Origin of the sequence: Salibacter halophilus (genome assembly GCF_008806325.1) — a bacterium.
In the GTDB taxonomy this organism is placed as follows: Bacteria; Bacteroidota; Bacteroidia; order Flavobacteriales_G; family Salibacteraceae; genus Salibacter; species Salibacter halophilus.
This window is the reverse complement of the sequence record NZ_WACR01000002.1, coordinates 227,804-244,972: the sequence shown is the minus strand read 5'-3', so window position 1 is coordinate 244,972 and position 17,169 is coordinate 227,804. Positions and strand designations below refer to the sequence as shown.

General features: G+C 39.2%; 15 protein-coding genes. 9 read left to right on the top strand and 6 right to left on the bottom strand.

From position 1 onward, the window contains the following. The first annotated feature begins 1 nt into the window (after position 1). Positions 2 to 730, top strand: a complete 729-nt coding sequence (locus tag F3059_RS03175; protein WP_151166496.1) for a rhomboid family intramembrane serine protease — start codon at positions 2 to 4, stop codon at positions 728 to 730. Here the strand turns inward: F3059_RS03175 and F3059_RS03170 are convergent. The 3 genes from F3059_RS03170 to F3059_RS03160 form a co-directional block, all read right to left on the bottom strand. Then, positions 724 to 4,251 (bottom strand): PAS domain S-box protein, encoded by a 3,528-nt coding sequence (locus tag F3059_RS03170; protein ID WP_151166495.1) that lies wholly within the window; start codon positions 4,249 to 4,251, stop codon positions 724 to 726. The two genes, F3059_RS03175 and F3059_RS03170, sit on opposite strands and share 7 nt — an antisense overlap. Positions 4,252 to 4,389: 138 nt before the next feature. Continuing rightward, positions 4,390 to 4,854 (bottom strand): YciI family protein, encoded by a 465-nt coding sequence (locus tag F3059_RS03165; RefSeq protein ID WP_151166494.1) that lies wholly within the window; start codon positions 4,852 to 4,854, stop codon positions 4,390 to 4,392. Positions 4,855 to 4,936: 82 nt separating this feature from the next. Then, complete coding sequence (locus F3059_RS03160) at positions 4,937 to 6,184, bottom strand: aminotransferase class I/II-fold pyridoxal phosphate-dependent enzyme (protein WP_223274531.1); 1,248 nt, start codon at positions 6,182 to 6,184, stop codon at positions 4,937 to 4,939. 161 nt (positions 6,185 to 6,345) lie between these two features. Here F3059_RS03160 and F3059_RS03155 point away from each other — a divergent pair, with 161 nt between their 5' ends. From F3059_RS03155 to F3059_RS03130, 6 genes are all read left to right on the top strand, one after another. Beyond that, positions 6,346 to 7,164, top strand: a complete 819-nt coding sequence (locus tag F3059_RS03155) for an outer membrane protein assembly factor BamD (protein WP_170265015.1) — start codon at positions 6,346 to 6,348, stop codon at positions 7,162 to 7,164. 5 nt (positions 7,165 to 7,169) lie between these two features. Next, entirely contained in the window at positions 7,170 to 7,505 is a 336-nt protein-coding gene (locus tag F3059_RS03150) for a DNA-directed RNA polymerase subunit omega (protein ID WP_151166491.1), read from the top strand. Between the two features lie 9 nt (positions 7,506 to 7,514). Further along, complete coding sequence (gene coaBC / locus F3059_RS03145) at positions 7,515 to 8,711, top strand: bifunctional phosphopantothenoylcysteine decarboxylase/phosphopantothenate--cysteine ligase CoaBC (RefSeq protein ID WP_151166490.1); 1,197 nt, start codon at positions 7,515 to 7,517, stop codon at positions 8,709 to 8,711. Then, a complete protein-coding gene (gene porD / locus F3059_RS03140; RefSeq protein WP_151166489.1) occupies positions 8,692 to 9,597 on the top strand; it encodes a type IX secretion system protein PorD in 906 nt (301 codons plus the stop codon). The genes coaBC and porD overlap by 20 nt, the downstream gene beginning before the upstream one ends. 28 nt (positions 9,598 to 9,625) lie before the next feature. Next, positions 9,626 to 10,360: a class I SAM-dependent methyltransferase gene (locus F3059_RS03135; protein WP_223274529.1), complete on the top strand. Its 735-nt coding sequence runs from the start codon at positions 9,626 to 9,628 to the stop codon at positions 10,358 to 10,360. Between the two features lie 111 nt (positions 10,361 to 10,471). Next, entirely contained in the window at positions 10,472 to 11,104 is a 633-nt protein-coding gene (locus tag F3059_RS03130) for a peroxiredoxin (RefSeq protein ID WP_151166487.1), read from the top strand. Positions 11,105 to 11,180: 76 nt separating this feature from the next. Here the strand turns inward: F3059_RS03130 and F3059_RS03125 are convergent, their stop codons facing one another. Beyond that, on the bottom strand, positions 11,181 to 11,627 hold the full coding sequence (locus tag F3059_RS03125) for a DUF4625 domain-containing protein (protein WP_151166486.1): 447 nt from the start codon (positions 11,625 to 11,627) through the stop codon (positions 11,181 to 11,183). 85 nt (positions 11,628 to 11,712) lie between these two features. On the opposite strand from F3059_RS03125, the gene F3059_RS03120 reads away from it, so the two are divergent. Together F3059_RS03120 and F3059_RS03115 are read left to right on the top strand one after the other, a co-directional pair. Next, positions 11,713 to 12,126: a Fur family transcriptional regulator gene (locus F3059_RS03120; protein ID WP_151166485.1), complete on the top strand. Its 414-nt coding sequence runs from the start codon at positions 11,713 to 11,715 to the stop codon at positions 12,124 to 12,126. After that, on the top strand, positions 12,119 to 14,452 hold the full coding sequence (locus F3059_RS03115) for a TonB-dependent receptor (protein ID WP_151166484.1): 2,334 nt from the start codon (positions 12,119 to 12,121) through the stop codon (positions 14,450 to 14,452). The genes F3059_RS03120 and F3059_RS03115 overlap by 8 nt, the downstream gene beginning before the upstream one ends. Here the strand turns inward: F3059_RS03115 and F3059_RS03110 are convergent. Beyond that, a complete protein-coding gene (locus tag F3059_RS03110; protein ID WP_151166483.1) occupies positions 14,449 to 15,759 on the bottom strand; it encodes a glycosyltransferase family 2 protein in 1,311 nt (436 codons plus the stop codon). The genes F3059_RS03115 and F3059_RS03110 overlap by 4 nt on opposite strands. A 3-nt stretch (positions 15,760 to 15,762) precedes the next feature. After that, positions 15,763 to 17,169, bottom strand: coding sequence for a TackOD1 domain-containing metal-binding protein (locus tag F3059_RS03105; RefSeq protein WP_151166482.1), 1,407 nt, complete (start codon positions 17,167 to 17,169; stop codon positions 15,763 to 15,765).

The window sequence follows — 17,169 nt, the reverse complement described above, 5'->3', positions numbered from 1 at the left end:
AATGTCAAAGAAAATGACTCCACGTAAGCGGTTGTTCAAAAGTGCCATTTTCCCGGTGATTTTTGTTGCTGTGATGTGGGCTGTTCATTTGATACAGCATTATTCAGGAACAACCTGGGCAGAATATGGAATTTTACCGCGTGACTTTACCGGTTTGCGCGGTATTTTGTTTTCTCCGTTTTTACACGGTAGTTGGAGCCATTTGATCAACAACACCTACCCGATGTTGATTCTTGGAACAGCGGTTTTTTATTTCTACCCCAAAAGTTCGTGGAAAGTAATTATCTACGGTACTTTAATAGGTGGTTTTTGGGTGTGGGTAGGAGCGAGGAGTTCATTTCACATCGGGGCGAGCGGATTGATTTATTCGCTGGCTTTTTTCGTCTTTTTCAGCGGGCTATTCAACAAGAACCGAAACATGATGGGGTTATCACTCATCACTGTTTTCCTCTATGGCGGAATGGTTTGGGGACTTTTGCCAATCGATTACAAGATTAGCTGGGAAGGGCATTTATTTGGTGCTATTATGGGTGTTTTGCTCGCCTGGATTTATCGGAAAGATGGTCCACAGCGCAAAAAATACAGTTGGGACTACGATGGCGATTACAGTCCGATCCCCGAATCAATGTGGCGAGGTGAGGATTTTTCCGGCTCTGACCGTGACAGAGAAGTTCAAAAGGGTGTGAGAGTATCATACCATTACAAACCAAAAGAGGAGAAAGATCAGTAATCGATCGACTCTGTTTTTTTGGTGATATCGCGGGTTAAATCATCGAGTTCGTAAGCAGATTTAGCCAGTACCTCGAGTTGTTCTTTGAGATCAGGGTCGATGGATTTGTACTGTTGTTCGATCAAATCAAGCATTCCCATAATTCTCACGATTGGCGCGCGAATAACGTGTGATTGAATCCATGCAACTTCTTTGAGCGTTTCGTTTTGTTTTTTGATGGCGTACATCTGCTTGCGCGATACTGTTGCATCGAGTGAAGCACCAACTGATCTTATAGCTTCTCCATTTTCATTTCTGAGAATATAAGCTCTATCTAAAATATAGGCTACTTCACCATTGGGTTTGATTATTCGGTACTCTTCATACCAGTAATCTTCGCGCGTATTGTCGAGGACGTGACTAACTGAGTTGTAAACGTGCTCGCGATCATCGGGGTGGATGAGATTAAACCATGAATTGTCGAGCGTAACCTTTTCTGTCGTTTGATAGCCGTATTCTTTTTGATAGCCAAATCCGCGCGAAACTTCGTTTGTTACATGATTCCAGTCCCAAATCATTTCGTTGGTTGACTTCATGGCTAGTTCAAAACGCTCATTACTCAACTTGAGGAGCTCCTCGTATTGTTTATGTTCAGTAATGTCCTGTATAATGCCTTCAATATAAGATGGTTTTCCCTTTTTGTCAGTTACGACTTTCATTTTTTGGTAAACCCACTTAACTTCATTTGTGCTTGTAATTATTCGATGAGTGAACTCATATTCAGATCCGCTATCGGGCTTTTTGAGCATTTTTTCAAACAGGAGCATAAACTCCGGCCTATCATCTACAGGCATGTGCTCCAGGAACAAGTCATGAGTTGGGGTTATAGCATTTATCTCGTAGTCATAAATGCGGTAAACTTCATCTGACCATTCAATTTTTTCCTGATCCAAACTTCTGTTCCAGTACCCCAGATTAGCAATATCCTGCGCGTTTTTGAGCTTTTCAAGTGTTTCCTGCAGTTGTAACCTAACTTTTTGACGAGCAGTAATATCTTTAGCAACAGCATAAACCTGCTTAGAATCTTTATTATAACGAAAGCGCCAATTTAACCATTTCACCTCATTTCCTTTACTGATAAATCTCGCACGTAATTCTATAAGCTCATTTTTTACATTGCTTAGCGCTTCATTGATTTTTACGTAATCTTCTTCATGAGTGAAGTTGCAAATCGATTGGTTGATGACTTCCTGCTGGCTGTATCCCAGTATTTCTTTAAACGCAATATTGGTTTTGCGGAAGTGACCATCTTTACTGGTAATTGCCAAAATATCTGGCGAAAGCTCAAAAAAGCTGTTCAATTCTTCCTGCACCCTTTTTTGGTTGAGGAGAGGCCCTAATTGCTCACTGAGATGACTGAGCATCTTTTGGACGTTTTTCCAGTTGTTTTTTGGTTTATCAGCTAAAAGAATGAATACTCCAAGAAGAGATTTGTTGTGCATAATGGGAACACCAATGCCTGATTTTAAGCCTACTTTTTTGGCAGAGTCTCTTCGAACAAAGTCTTTGTTTTCCCCGAGATTATCCCAAATAACAATTTCCTCATTACACCATTTTTCAACAGTAGTGCTATTATGAAATTCAAATGAAAAGGACTTGATTTTATGAGAATCCTTATGGAATAGCTTACCTGATTTATCTCTCGTGTAAGACTGAGTTAAGTGAATCTCAGCACCATCAGCTGTTAAACTCCAATACTCTGCAACTTGAGTTTTGGAGTAACGAGAAAGTAGTTCGAGCATATCAAAAATGCCTTCGCTAAAATTTGATGCTTTTCCAAGTAATCCTGATAAAGATTGAAGGAGCTTATCTTCAGCCTTTTTTAAGAAAACCGGGGTAATATCTTTAACAGATCCAACAACCCTCGTCACTCGTCCCTTCTTATTTCTGAATAGTCTTGCAGTATCTAACAATTGTTTTGTTGTACCATCAGGAGCTTTTAATTGATAATTGAACGAGACAGTATTGACATTTTTATTTTTAAAGGCTTTTACCTGTTCATTGTGTAATCTGTTCGATTCTGTCTTTGAGAGATGCTTAATCCAAAAGTCACGAGTAATGAGCTTCTTGTTGTTGAGCTTAAAACCGAATATTCGTTTAAATGAATCGCCTGATTGGATGATTTTGTTTTCTGCCACATCCCAGTCATATATGTGCTCGTCAGATACCTGAGCAGCTATTCGGTAACGATCATTCGCTTTTTCGAGTCTTAAAGAATACTCTTTTTCTTTAGTTATATCTCTGGTGTTGACAACAATACCTTTAACAGCTTCGTCATCAGAAAGATTCGTAATAACACTCGATAACCATCTCCAGTTTCCTTTTCCATCTTTGAGCCTGTAGGCCGGTATAGTAGCTCTTTTTTTCTCTTTTAGTACACGTTTTGTGTAGGATTTCACATAGTCGATATCCTCAGGATGAATGAATTCAAAAGCATTTTTACCTACCAACCATCGAGGACTAATATCCAGAATTGACGAAGTCGTATCTCCGGCAAATGTGATTTCACCTTTATCATTAATCATGGTGATAAGATCAGCACCTTCACGAACCATTGCTTTAAACCTGTCCTTACTCAACTGAACAGATTTCATAGCAAGTTGCTTGTCTATAGTTCCTGCAATTGTCGTGGCAAAGGATTTAACCAGTTCAACCTCATCCTTTTTCCAGGTTCTTTCTTCAAAGCATGCGTCAATCCCAATAAAACCGTGAACTCTTTCACCTGAAAATACTGGGTGAATCAATATAGACTTGATGTTTTGTGACTCAAGCAGGCTTTTGAATTCTTTGTCAGAGATTTCAGCAACTTTTTGATCAAATGGTTTTTTGTTAAAGAGCGATTCAACAAAAAAACGGTAAGGTGTTAAATCAAGATTTTGAAGTTCCTCATTGTCAATCTCAGGAGATACACCTTCAATGCACCATTCTGCAGTTTGGGATGAAATGACCTTTTTTTCTCCATCAATTTTTAAATCGAAAAAATAAACCCTGTCTCCATCAATAGTTTTCCCAATTATGGCAAGGCATTTTTGAAGTGCTCTCAACCAGTCTGCATTCAAAATAAATGAGCTATTGACTTCAGCAATAGCATTTAGTAATGCTTTATTTCTTTGAGAAAGAGTGTTTTGAGAAAAGTTTTCTGTAATATCGTTGATGGAGTAAAGACTTGCTTTCTTCCCGTTGAATTCAATCAGTTGTGATTGAACTTTAACGTAGATAGGATCTCCGTTCTTATCCCGATGCTCGAATAACTTTCCGTTCTTTGACTTTGATTCTTCAGGGATTTCTTTGACCTGAATATCGCTTATTTGGAGTTTGTTAAAATCTTTAGCTGAATAACCGTAGAGATCAACGGCTGCTTTATTGGCAAATACAAAGGTCGATCGATCATGATCATAAATCCATATTGGATTAGGGATAAGTTGAAGCATTGACAAATCTCTATTATTGTCAATTACATCCATGAAGCTACTATTTGCCATATAGTTTCAGGGAAGAGTTATTACTAAGTAAAATGGCTTTCATCAGATCAGCAATATATTTATTTTATAAAGATTAAAGGGTATAAAATCATTAAAAAAAGCTCTATTTTAAAAGAATGATTTTTTAGAAAATAAAGCTTACTCTGAAACACTGTTTTTTTCAATTTTATCGTGATAGGGGAGGTATTTTGGTAAGGCTGCAGAACCGTACCACGGATAGTACTCAGCTTTCAATGCTCCTATACTTATTGCCGGATCTGACTGTAACAGTATTTCAGCTTCTTCAACTTTACTCACATTCATAATGAAAATACCGCGCAAATTATTTTCATTTTCTCCCATTGGACCTGCAACAACCATTTTTTTAGCGGTTACCAGTTTTTGAATATTGAGGAGGTGGCCAGCCATTACTTCCTTTCTTTTTTCATCATCTTCAATTTTGGTTTCACCGCTTTTCAGCATCACAAATACATACATTTTCATCCCGTATTCATCAGCTCCCAACTCTTTAGCAAGTGTTGAGTCGTACTGAGAAAAGGTATTTTTAGGAGAAAGGATTAAGGTAGTGGTCAGAACCACAATTATCATAGTCAAATATTTCATAGCAGTACAGAGATTTTTTCATTAAAAAAGGGTTGCAATTTAATGACAACCCTTTATCATAATCAATATGTAAATGAACAACTTAAGATACTAATTCAAAACGATCTTTCGCATATTCATTAGCATCAAGTTTTGCTTTTATTTTCTCAAACTTATCAATAGTGTAAGCTACATCCTCAAGTGTGTGAACAGCTGTTGGTATCAATCTCAGCATGAAAACATCTTTTGGTACAACAGGATATACAACCATTGAACAGAACAACCCGTGGTTTTCACGGAGATCAAAAATGATATTGGCTGCTTCAAATGTTCCACCAGACAAGAAAACAGGAGTTACCGGAGAGTTAGTTCTTCCCAGATTAAATCCTTTTTCCTTGAGGCCGTTCTGTAGCGCGTTAGCTATTTCCCACAGTTTTTCTTTGTGCTGTGGTTCATTGCGCATGATTTCTAATCTCTTTAGTGCACCTTCAACAATTGGGTAAGGAAGAGATTTCGCAAAAATTTGAGAACGCGTGTTGTAACGCAAAAACTCAACGACATTTTCATTTGATGCAACAAATGCACCTATTGAAGAGAACGACTTTGCAAACGTTCCAAAGTAAATATCGATTCCGTCCTGGCAGCCCTGATGAACACCTGTTCCGGCTCCGTTTTCACCCATTGTTCCAATACCGTGAGCATCGTCTACGAAAAGGCGGAAGTCGTACTGTTTTTTGAGTTCAACTATTTCCTTCAACTTACCCTGGTCTCCGGCCATTCCAAAAACACCTTCAGTAATAACGAGAATTCCGCCATCATTTTTTTCAGTGAGTTTGGTAGCGCGTTCAAGGCGAACTTTAAGCGCTTCAATATCATTGTGAGGATAAACAAATCTTTTACCCTGGTGCATTCTCATTCCGTCCATGATGCAGGCGTGCGACTCAGAATCGTAAACGATTACATCATTTCTGTCAACCACAGCATCAATGGCAGAAGCCATTCCCTGATAACCGTAGTTTAATAGAATAGCATCTTCTTTTTGAACGTAATCGGCAAGTTGGCGCTCTAACTCTTCGTGCATGGTTGTGTTACCACTCATGATACGAGCACCCATCGGGTTTCCGAGACCATATTTTTTTGATGACTCAGCATCAACTCTGCGTACTTCAGGATGATTTGAAAGCCCCAGGTAGTTGTTGAGACTCCAAACGAGAACATCTTTCCCGCGGAATTTCATGTTATTAGAGATTTCACCTTCGAGCTTTGGGAAAGTGAAATAACCGTGTGTACTGTTTGAATATTGACCTAGTGGCCCTCTGTTAACCTTTAATTTCTCAAATATATCCACAATTCCTTCGTTTTAGTTCTATTCAATTCACTATGAGAATCAATCGACAAAACTAAGATTAATCCCTCAAAATACAATTCGGGGGTATTTAGGTTTATTAACAGTCGAATGTATAAAGGGTTCGTTTTATTTGTAATGGAAATCACTAATTTTGCGCGATGTTTATGATCAGATCCAAAGCGTTATACATCTTCATTATCTTCATTGCTGTATTGATCAGTGGATGCTCAGAGTACAATAAAGTACTCAAATCCAGTGATATCGAATACAAGTACAACAAAACAATGGAGTATTATAATGAAGGTGAATACTACAAAGCTTACCCTTTGATTGAAGAGTTGATCGCTTTTTACAGAGGGACTGACAGGGCCGAGAAGCTCTATTACATTTATGCATATAGTGATTATTATCTTGAAGACTACTTATTGGCAAGTCATCGCTTTGACAAATTCGTTGAAACGTTTCCTCGATCAGACTATGCCAAAGAGTGCCAGTATATGGCGGCTTACTGCCAGTACAAGATGTCGCCCAATTACAGTTTGGATCAGGATCCGACCAGAAAAGCAATCGACAAATTGCAGCTTTACATCAACGATTACCCAAAGAGCAAACGAGCTGATACGTGTACGCAATTGATCACTGAGCTAGAAACAAAGTTGGAGTACAAGCGCTACAATGCTGCTAAGCAGTACCTCAAAATGGAGGACTACAGGGCTGCATACACTGAGTTTGACAATTTGTTGAGCAATTTTCCTGATACGAAATACAGGGAAGAAGCTTATTTTCTCATATTCAAAGCCAAATACAAATTGGCTGTCAACAGTATTGAAAGCAAAAAAGAAGAAAGAATTGATGCCGCTTTAAAGGCTTATATTACTTTTGTAGATCGGTTTCCCGAGTCAAAAGATATTGTGGAAGCTGAAAAGTGGTACTCTGAATTACAGGAGTTGAAAAGAGAAACCAACGTAGCAAACAAGAGCTAAAGATTATGGATTACAAAAAGACAAATGCCCCAATGACCACTGTAACACGCGATGTTGATAAAATCGGTGATGTTACGGGTAACGTTTACGAAGCACTTTCAGTAGTTGCTAAACGTGCAGATCAAATTGGGCTTGAGATCAAAGATGAATTGAACTCAAAGTTGGAAGAGTTTGCTTCTTCATCAGACAATCTTGAGGAGATTTTTGAAAATCGCGAGCAAATTGAAATCTCAAAATTCTACGAGCGCCTACCTAAGCCAACTGCATTGGCTCTCGAAGAATTCTCAAATGGCGAAACGTATTACAGAAATCCCGCCAAAGAAGCTCAGGAGGAAGATTAAGCCTCTTTTATGAGCCTTCAAAATAAAAAAATTGTTCTCGGTATAACCGGCAGTATAGCGGCCTACAAAGCCGCTATTCTTGTTAGAGGGCTGGTCAAAAAAGGAGCTGATGTAAGAGTTGTAATGACTCCTGATGCTACTCAGTTTATTACTCCATTGACCATTGGAACACTCTCTAAGAATCCTGTTATTTCTTCTTATGTTCAGGATCACGATCAGGGTATTTGGAATAACCATGTAGAACTGGGCATGTGGGGCGATCTATTTTTAATAGCGCCCTGTTCAGCAAATACGCTTGGAAAAATGGTTCAGGGGATTTGCGATAATGTGCTGATGGCAACTTTTCTCAGTGCTAAATGCCCGGTAATGGTTGCTCCCGCAATGGATCTCGATATGTATAGCCACGCTTCGACACAATCGAATTTAGATATTTTGAGAAGTAGAGGTACTGAGGTCATCGAATCAGAAAGTGGTGAGTTAGCCAGCGGGTTGGAAGGACAGGGGAGACTGTCAGAACCGGAGCATATCATTGATCATCTCGAAGACTATTTCCGCACAGCAAACTCGTTAGTTGGTCAGCGTTATCTCGTGACTGCCGGACCTACTTACGAATCACTAGACCCCGTTCGGTTTATCGGTAATCACAGCTCTGGCAAAATGGGAATCGCAATAGCCAATGAAGTAGCTAAAAGAGGTGGGAAAGTGGAGTTGGTTTTAGGACCCTCCAGTATTGAAGTGAAGCACCCTAATATAACTGTTCACCACGTCAACAGTGCTGTTGATATGTACGAAGCGGCTACTAGTCTTTATGATGATTGCCAGGTTGGAATAATGGCCGCTGCAGTATCAGATTACAGACCGAAAGATGTCAGCGATCAAAAAATCAAAAAAGCTGATGATTCCATTACACTTGAGCTAACGAAGAATCCTGATATTGCGGAATCACTGGGAGCTAAAAAGCGATCTGACCAAAAGCTAATAGGCTTTGCAATGGAAACCGAAAACCTGCTTAAAAATGCCAAAAAGAAGCTCACAAAGAAGAATTTTGACCTCATTGTGCTGAATTCGTTAAAAACTGAAGGTGCCGGTTTTAAACACGATACAAATGTTGTTACTTTTATCGGGCAAAATAAAACGCGCGAATTTGAGTTAAAACAAAAAACTGAGATCGCTAAAGACCTTGTCGATGAAATTATTTCGCTCTAAAATTTTTCTCGTTTTCATTATTGGCTTACTGGTTAAAACCGTGAGTGCTCAGGATGTCAATTGCACTGTTGAAGTTGATGCACAGCAAATTTCCAATACTGATAGAACACTTTTTGAATCGCTGGAAAACAACCTTTATGAGTTTGTGAACAACCGTAAATGGACTACGGATAAGTTTAAAGCTCACGAGCGAATTGAGTTCAGTATTTTATTGAGAATTAATGAAGCATCGGGAGATCGATTTAAAGGAAATATTCAAATACAATCTAGAAGGCCGGTTTACGGGTCTTCTTACAGTACTCCATTGATCAACCACAAGGATGATGAGGTCCAGTTTGAGTTTGCCAAGTTTGATGTATTGCAATTCTCAGAGCAGGCAGCTAAGCAAAATAACCTCACAGCAATTTTTGCTTTCTACACTTATTTGGTGATCGGGTTTGATTACGATTCTTTTTCACCTGAGGGAGGTGATAAATATCTCAACAAAGCACTCAACATAGCCAACCAGTTTCAGGGATCTGATATATCGGGATGGGAAGCTTTTAAAAGCCAAACAAATCGTTACTGGATCGCTACAAACTACCTGGATTCTCGCTTTGAAAATCTCAGAACCTGTATGTATGAATACCACAGGCAGGGAATGGATCAAATGATGGATGATCCCACTAAGGCGAGAGAAAATATTTACAAGGCACTTGAAAAGCTACAGCCGATCTACGATAATCTTCCAAATAACATCAATATGCGCCTGTTCTTCAATGCAAAAGCTAATGAAATTGTCAATATTTTTAGTGAAGCTCCGGGTGATGAACAGCGCAAAGTTGTCAACCTCCTGAACAAAATATCTCCGGCAAACTCCAATAAATGGAGTAAGATTTCAGGTTAAGTAAACCACTTACGTACATTTGCGCGCTGTGGAATGGTTTGAAAACTGGTTTGAGACAAGTTACTATCACACTCTGTACAAAAACAGAGATGAAAGTGAAGCGCAAAAATTTATTGAGAGAGTTGTAAAACAGCTCGATCTCAAAACAGGAGCAAAAGTGCTTGACCTGGCATGCGGTCGCGGCAGGCATTCTCAAATTCTCGCTCAGCTCGGCTTTCATGTTACAGGTGCTGATTTGAGCAAGAACAGCATTCAACACGCAAAAACTCATATTTCTGAGGAAGTCGAATTCATCGTTCACGACATGCGAGAGCCTCTCAAAAAATCTTTCGATGCTGTTTTCAATCTCTTCACCAGTTTTGGATATTTCGATCACGTCTCTGACAATCTCAAAGTATTAAAATCTGTACGGTCAGAGCTCAACCCACAAGGCAGCTTCATTCTCGATTTTCTCAATTCACGACATGCCATCGAGACTATGGTTCCGACCGAAGAAAAGCTGATTGACGGATGTCATTTCCATATCAATCGCTATGTGGAGGACGGAATTATTGTCAAAAAAATTAGAGTGATTGACCCCAAAAACAAAGTTGATACCCAATACTTTGAAAAAGTCAATGCGTTTTCATTTGATGATCTTTCAAAAATGTTAGATATGGCAGGATTCAAGGTTGTGGATGTTTGGGGAGATTACAAGCTCAATAAGTTTGAGGAGAAGAGTGCCAGTGAGCGCTGCATCTTTTACTGTCAACCAAAGCTATAATTTGATTTAATGGATTGATAAAAAACTATTAATCATAATTATTTAGCTATTTGGTGTCTCACTTATTACATTTGCAATTGAAAACGAATTACAAATTAAAAACAAATTATAATGGCAGTATTAGTAGGAAAAAAAGCACCTAGTTTCAATTCAGCAGCAGTAATTGACGGAGACGAAATCGTTGAAGATTTTTCTCTCGATCAGTACATCGGTAAAAAGAACGTTGTATTGTTCTTTTACCCAAAAGACTTCACGTTCGTTTGCCCAACTGAATTGCATGCATTTCAGGAGCAATTAAAAGAATTTGAAGATCGTGATACACAAGTTGTAGCAGTATCAACTGATACTGAGCAATCTCACTGGGGATGGTTACAAATGTCAAAAGATGACGGTGGTATCAAAGGAATTACTTACCCGGTAGTTGCTGATACGAATAAAACAATCTCTTACAACTACGATGTTCTAGCTGGTGACTTCTATTACGATGAAGATGATCAACTAGCAACAAGCGGTGAAATGGTAGCTTACCGCGGACTATTCCTTATCGACAAAGAAGGTGTTGTTCGTCACCAATTGGTTAATGACATGCCACTTGGACGTAACGTAAAAGAAGCACTTCGCATGATCGATGCTCTTCAATTCTTCGAAGAAAACGGAGAAGTTTGCCCTGCAAACTGGGAGCAAGGTAAGAGCGGTATGAAAGATACTCACGAAGGCGTTGCTGATTACCTTTCTAAAAACTAATAATTGAAGATTCAATTATAAATTAAAAAGGCCGTTTCAAGCGAAACGGCCTTTTTCTTTTAGAACAATAGCAGGATTATTTTTCAACATGAAAGTCTACTTCAACAAACTCTGACTGGTTTCCTGCTTTATCAAGAGCTGTTACAATGAGGTGATGCATTCCGGTATCAGCATTGGCCGGAATTGTAAGGTGCTCGTGAACATGATACTCACGACCAGATAATTCGAAAATAAACTCCTCATCCCATTTCTCTGCAACTGATGCTCTTTTTCCACCATGACCGTGACCATCACCTGCCCAGTGAATGTCAACTTTCATTTCTGAAAGAGCTTTGTCGTCTACAGCTTCACCTTCAAAGTGAATAGTGTCTCCGGGAGCAAATTCTGAATGCCCTGACGGACTCATCACAGTCACAACTGGTTTTATCGTGTCTGTGTTTTGATTGTTATCGTCATCATCGTCTTTGTTGCAACTGACGAATGCCAAACTAATGGCCATCATAAATAGTGAAACCTTTTTCATAACAAAATTCGTTTTACATTTGTAAATGCAATACTATTGCAAATGCAACTAAATTGCAAAAGTAAATGCAACAAAGTTTCATTATATGGAAGCAACTGAACTTTTAAAGAAACACAATTTACGCAAAACAGCTACCCGAACTGAGGTTTTGAAAGAGTACCTTAGTGCCGGTAAAGCCCTTTCTCATGCTGAGTTAGAGAGTAAGCTGGGAGAACATTTTGATCGTGTTACACTTTACAGAACGCTCAATTCTTTTGAGGAAAAAGGACTTTTGCACAAAGTGTACGATGAAACAGGAACGGTACGTTTTTCGCTGTGTTCTGACCATTGTGATGTTTCCAGTCATGAGGATGATCATGTTCATTTCCACTGCACAAAATGCGGAAACAGTTATTGTCTCGACCTTCCAATTCCTGAAATGAATTTACCAAAGGACCTCATGATCAATGATGTTTACATGGTAGCGAACGGCATTTGTAAGACTTGTCAGCGTGCGTAAAATAGCCTTAACTTTTCTTCTTTTAACCTTTTTCGTTTACGGTCAGAGCCAAACAACATTCAGGCTCTCCGGCACTGTAGTTGACGAACACGGGCACGCTGTGCCAGATGCCTATGTGCAATTGTTAGATACGTTTATGTTATCAGCAACTGATAACAATGGCCGGTTCACTATTAAAGTTCCTGAAGGAACACATGTTTTTAAGATTACAAGCCTGGGATTTCATGATTACGTTGATACCATTGATGTAAGGAGTAATAAGCACATCGAAATTTCACTGACTCATTCTGTCCAAAATATTGATGAAATCATTATTGAGGGACATAAAGCTACTGATCACGATGCTCTTGACAACAAAGAGTTAACGGCTGATTTTTTTGAGCAAAACAGCGGAAACAATTTTGTAGAAACACTAGAAAAGATTCCGGGAATAAATGCTCTAAATACCGGAGTGGGAGTTAGCAAACCGGTTATTCGCGGACTCAGCTTCAACCGTGTTTTGGTGAACAATAATGGAGTCAAGCAAAACGGTCAGCAATGGGGCGCTGATCACGGACTCGAAATCGATCAGTTTGGAGTTGAAAGAGTAGAGGTTGTAAAAGGCCCCAGCTCGTTACTCTATGGATCTGACGGACTTGGAGGTGTTATCAATATTTTACCGGCTCCGGTTCCTCGTGAAGATGTAATTCAGGGTAAAGCGCAAACATTTTATAAATCTAACAACAATACTTTTGGAGCTAGTTCTAAGCTGGCATACAACAATAATGGTGTATTTGTTAGAGGTAGAGTTACTTACAAAACGTTTGGAGACTATCAGGTTCCGGCTGATTCATTCAACTACAACCGATACATACTTCCAATTGCAGAAAGTGAATTAAAAAACACAGCGGGGAATGAGCTTCATTACGGAGGTGAAATAGGATTGCAGCGCGATTGGGGTACAACACGTATTAATGTATCATCTTACAATATGGATATAGGAATGTTTCCCGGCTCAATCGGAATTCCAAGAGCTTACGATTTACAATCTGATGGAGACAGTCGCGATATCGATTTACCGAGGCAAGAGATTCAGCACGATATGGCTACTTTTCAGGGTAACTATTATTTAGGTGAATCGATTTTACGTGTCAAAACAGGAGTACAACAAAACGTGAGGTCTGAGTTTTCAGAACCTCATTCTCATGGGGCTACAACGATTCTTGATTCAAATGCACTCAACCTGGATCTCGTTACTTTTACTTCTCGCCTTGAACTGGAAACATCAATAGGCGAATGGACATCTATAACGGGGTTGAGCACTGAATGGCAGCAGAATAAAATTGATGGGTTCGAATTTTTAATCCCCGAGCACAGAACACAGCGTTTTGGTCTGTTTTCACTGGCAAAACGAAAAGTTAATGAGAGTTTGTTTTTTACCGGTGGATTGCGCTATGATATAGGAAGTGTCAATACAACAGCTCATGAAAGGTTGATCTTGAACTCTGAACGTGACACAATCTATTTTAGTAAAAATGAAGCGCTCGATGAGCAATTTTCCAGTTGGTCTGGGAGCGTAGGTTTGCGGTACGATATTAATTCTAAAAATGAACTGAAGCTGAACATAGGAAAGAGTTTTAGATTCCCTACAGCTGCCGAGTTAGCCAGCGATGGAGTACACCACGGAACTTTTAGACATGAAAAGGGAAGCTCAGATTTATCCAGCGAACACGGCTACCAGTTTGATCTTTCTTTTGAATCTAATCTTCAAAGATGGAAAATCAATGCGTCAACTTACTTTAACTATTTTGAAGATTTCATTTACCTGCGACCATCGAATCGTTTTTCCAGGCTGCCTGAAGGTGATCAATTGTGGGAGTACACTCAGCACGATGCTATTTACACAGGTTACGAGTTGTCCATCCAATACAGGCTAAATGAGCACTTGACATTCAGGCACCAGTCTGCTTATGTTCACAATTACAACCTCGATACTTATTTGCCTCTCCCATTTACTCCGCCATTCAGATTTAGTCATGAAGTTGAGTACGCTACTCAGCTCGGCTCTGACCGTGAAATGAAAATTGGAATTAGACATCAAATAGTTTTTGATCAGAACCGTGTTGATCGCAATGAAAAAGCTACGCCAGGTTATCATGTTACATCTGCATGGGCCGGTTTTGAAAATGGTGGTGATTTTCCTTTTACACTGCGGTTTGAAGTCCAAAACCTATTTGACCAACGTTATTTGAGCCATCTTAACCGATACAGATTGCTAAACCTGCCGGAGCCTGGTAGAAATTTGATCGTTAGGCTTATCGTTCCATTTGAAGTGAAAACAAACTAAAGCTTGTTTCTAAAGGCTTTGATAGATGTTTTGGCAGGGTTCCACGGATCTTTGTAAGAACTGAACCAAAAGATTTCCTTGAAGTAGGCCATTGTCCTTATGAAACGCATGTAATAACTGTTGTAGAATACCATTGCCGGAAGATACAGGTACAGTTTTAGTTCTTTTTTCCAGCGTTCGCTGATCATGAGGATAAGTGTAAACTGTACAAAATCCATGATCATGTACATGAATACTTTGAGCGGAATAATGATCGCAAGCATGCGCATATTGTTGATGACGATGTCCAGGATGTAAAACCACCACAGGAAGTTCAGAATTACATCATAAGTAACGTTTTCGATAAAGGAAATGAAATTGAGGAGGTTGAAATTTTTTCCGGGAATATAAATATCGCTGTGTTTGCGAATTCTAAAACGAATCAGTGATTTTGACCAACGTAATCTTTGCTTGCTCAAAGTGGGGAAGTTGGTAGGTGCATTTGTGAGACCTACAGCTTTTGGCTCAAAGTGAATTTTGTAACCCAGTTTTCTGAATTTCACGGTAATATCACCATCAAGACCCGGACCGATGTCCCAGCCACCTAAACGCTTGATTACATCGGTTCTGAAAGCGCCAAAAGCACCTGATATAATTCGGTAAATACCCAATTCAGTAGATACAATTCTACCCATGGAAATCGTATTCAGGTATTCGATAGCCTGTAAGGTTGAGCAAAAGCTATCTTCAGCGTTGCGGACTTTAATGTTGCCTCCTACAGCTCCAATGTTTTCACCAAAGTAAAAGGGGAGTAGTATGTTTTCAATTGAATCGCGATCAAATGAGGTATCAGCATCGAGGTGAACGATATATTTTCCGTTTGTATAGCGCAATGCCAGGTTTGCTGCACTCGCTTTTCCGCCCCTCACATCATTTCGTACAAACTTATCGATGTATCCGTTCTTTTCGAGATCACGCCCAATGAGTGGTGTTTCATCGTCTGATCCGTCATCGACAACAATGAGTTCGTAGTTGAAGTAGGTTTGTTCCTTTAATGAATTGACTAATTTATAGAGGTGTTTTCCCTCATTTTTACCGGGGACAATTACTGAGATGAGCGGCATTTCAGCCCATAGCAGTTTACGGGCTTTTTGATAGCGTCTTCTCAGGTTTTGCCTGTTGAGAATTACCGAAATAACTATGATGAAGTCGAAAAGTAAGAAACGGGGTAGTTCCAGGATGAAAAAGTACCAAAATGTTCTGATGATTTCGAGGTAACTTTTTTCAAACCAGTAATCTACGAAGTACTCCCAGTAATCGACAAACATGTACTAGTCGTTTAGGATGCTTGCTCTAAGGTCGTTTAAAACAGTTTGATACTCACTTGTTGGAGTGATTTCACGAACAGTAGAGTGAACATTAATATTTTGGTCTTTCACGTTATTTTTCAACAGTTCAATAACAGCCGATTTAATTTTTTCAATTTTCATTTGGCATTTCTCAAGCGGTGTGTCTGGGAAAAGTATGAAAAATGAATGCATCGATCTAGACAAGATACAAGAACTGTCTGTGTTATTCGAAATAAACGATGAAATTTCCTCAATGATTTTACCGTAACGAGTTCCTAACTCAGACTCCATTTTGGATGTTATATTCAGCCTGATGAGTCCGATAGAACTGTTTCTTGTTGATGTTTTTACTCGCTCAATTTCGTAACGCAGGAAGGTTCCAAATGTGCTGTAAGTAATGAAGCCACTGTAAACAACATCCTGAACGCTTTGCGAGCCTTTAGGTTGTATTGCCTCTTCTTTTCCTTCCTCAGTTAAAGCAAGATTGTAAACATCGTATTGTTGCAATCCTTCAACCTCGTTTTGGCGTCCGCAACTCATACATTCAGCCTTCATAACAGGTTCCTGAAAGTATCGGTCAGATCCAACAACGTGGTACATCACACTCGGTTTGTCGTAATCCACACCGATGTGTCTCAGCGTTTTGTTACACTTGGGACAAATATATTGATCGCCTCTAACAAAGTCACTTTCCGGACCTATGTAAGCACAGGTAAAGTGGTGGATGAGGTTTTCAGTCTCAAGGTGAGATGAATTCGTTTCAGGATCGAGTTCTTTGTAATTCAAAAACCCTGAACTACAATTACCACAAAGGTGAAGGCGATCTACGTATTCAGCTTTAAAAAACTCCTTTTCAACTGCTTCGTGAACAGTTTGAATTTGCATCCTGGCATTATCATCACCAAGGCTCAAACTCAAAATAGGATATTTAAAACCAATAATGTGGTGGCGATCTTTAACGGGTTTTAATTCTTTATCACGGCTGAATGAAAAACGCAACATTTTAATGAGATTCTTATTAATCTCAGCATTCATATTAAATGGCTTGAGTTGTCTTCTCTTGCTTTTTACGTTTTCAACAAACGTGTTAATTGTATCAGTTTGAATATTGTTGATGATACCGTCAGCCAATTCAACAATTTCCTGGTTCTTGATCTCAGCAATGCTAAGTACGAAAAGAGGGATGAGATAAATACTTTCAATACCTGAACCCCTCACATCACGAAGAGCCTTTAAACACTTGTCTCTTTCTGTGTAGTCCAGAATAAGCGCATCGTATAACGGGACTTTCTTTATATCGAAATTCTCGTAATCACTTACTAAAACGATCTCCTTATCGTAGTCGTTTTCAATGCGCTTTATGGTAACATTGTCTTGTACCTGATCCAT

Excerpts from the sequence above, each read along its gene's own strand:
- F3059_RS03175 (WP_151166496.1), top strand. The coding sequence starts at position 2 with ATGTCAAAGAAAATGACTCCACGTAAGCGGTTGTTCAAAAGTGCCATT.
- F3059_RS03170 (WP_151166495.1), bottom strand. The coding sequence starts at position 4,251 with ATGGCAAATAGTAGCTTCATGGATGTAATTGACAATAATAGAGATTTG.
- F3059_RS03165 (WP_151166494.1), bottom strand. The coding sequence starts at position 4,854 with ATGAAATATTTGACTATGATAATTGTGGTTCTGACCACTACCTTAATC.
- F3059_RS03155 (WP_170265015.1), top strand. The coding sequence starts at position 6,346 with ATGATCAGATCCAAAGCGTTATACATCTTCATTATCTTCATTGCTGTA.
- F3059_RS03150 (WP_151166491.1), top strand. The coding sequence starts at position 7,170 with ATGGATTACAAAAAGACAAATGCCCCAATGACCACTGTAACACGCGAT.
- coaBC (WP_151166490.1), top strand. The coding sequence starts at position 7,515 with ATGAGCCTTCAAAATAAAAAAATTGTTCTCGGTATAACCGGCAGTATA.
- porD (WP_151166489.1), top strand. The coding sequence starts at position 8,692 with ATGAAATTATTTCGCTCTAAAATTTTTCTCGTTTTCATTATTGGCTTA.
- F3059_RS03130 (WP_151166487.1), top strand. The coding sequence starts at position 10,472 with ATGGCAGTATTAGTAGGAAAAAAAGCACCTAGTTTCAATTCAGCAGCA.
- F3059_RS03125 (WP_151166486.1), bottom strand. The coding sequence starts at position 11,627 with ATGAAAAAGGTTTCACTATTTATGATGGCCATTAGTTTGGCATTCGTC.
- F3059_RS03120 (WP_151166485.1), top strand. The coding sequence starts at position 11,713 with ATGGAAGCAACTGAACTTTTAAAGAAACACAATTTACGCAAAACAGCT.
- F3059_RS03110 (WP_151166483.1), bottom strand. The coding sequence starts at position 15,759 with ATGTTTGTCGATTACTGGGAGTACTTCGTAGATTACTGGTTTGAAAAA.
- F3059_RS03105 (WP_151166482.1), bottom strand. The coding sequence starts at position 17,169 with ATGGATCAGGTACAAGACAATGTTACCATAAAGCGCATTGAAAACGAC.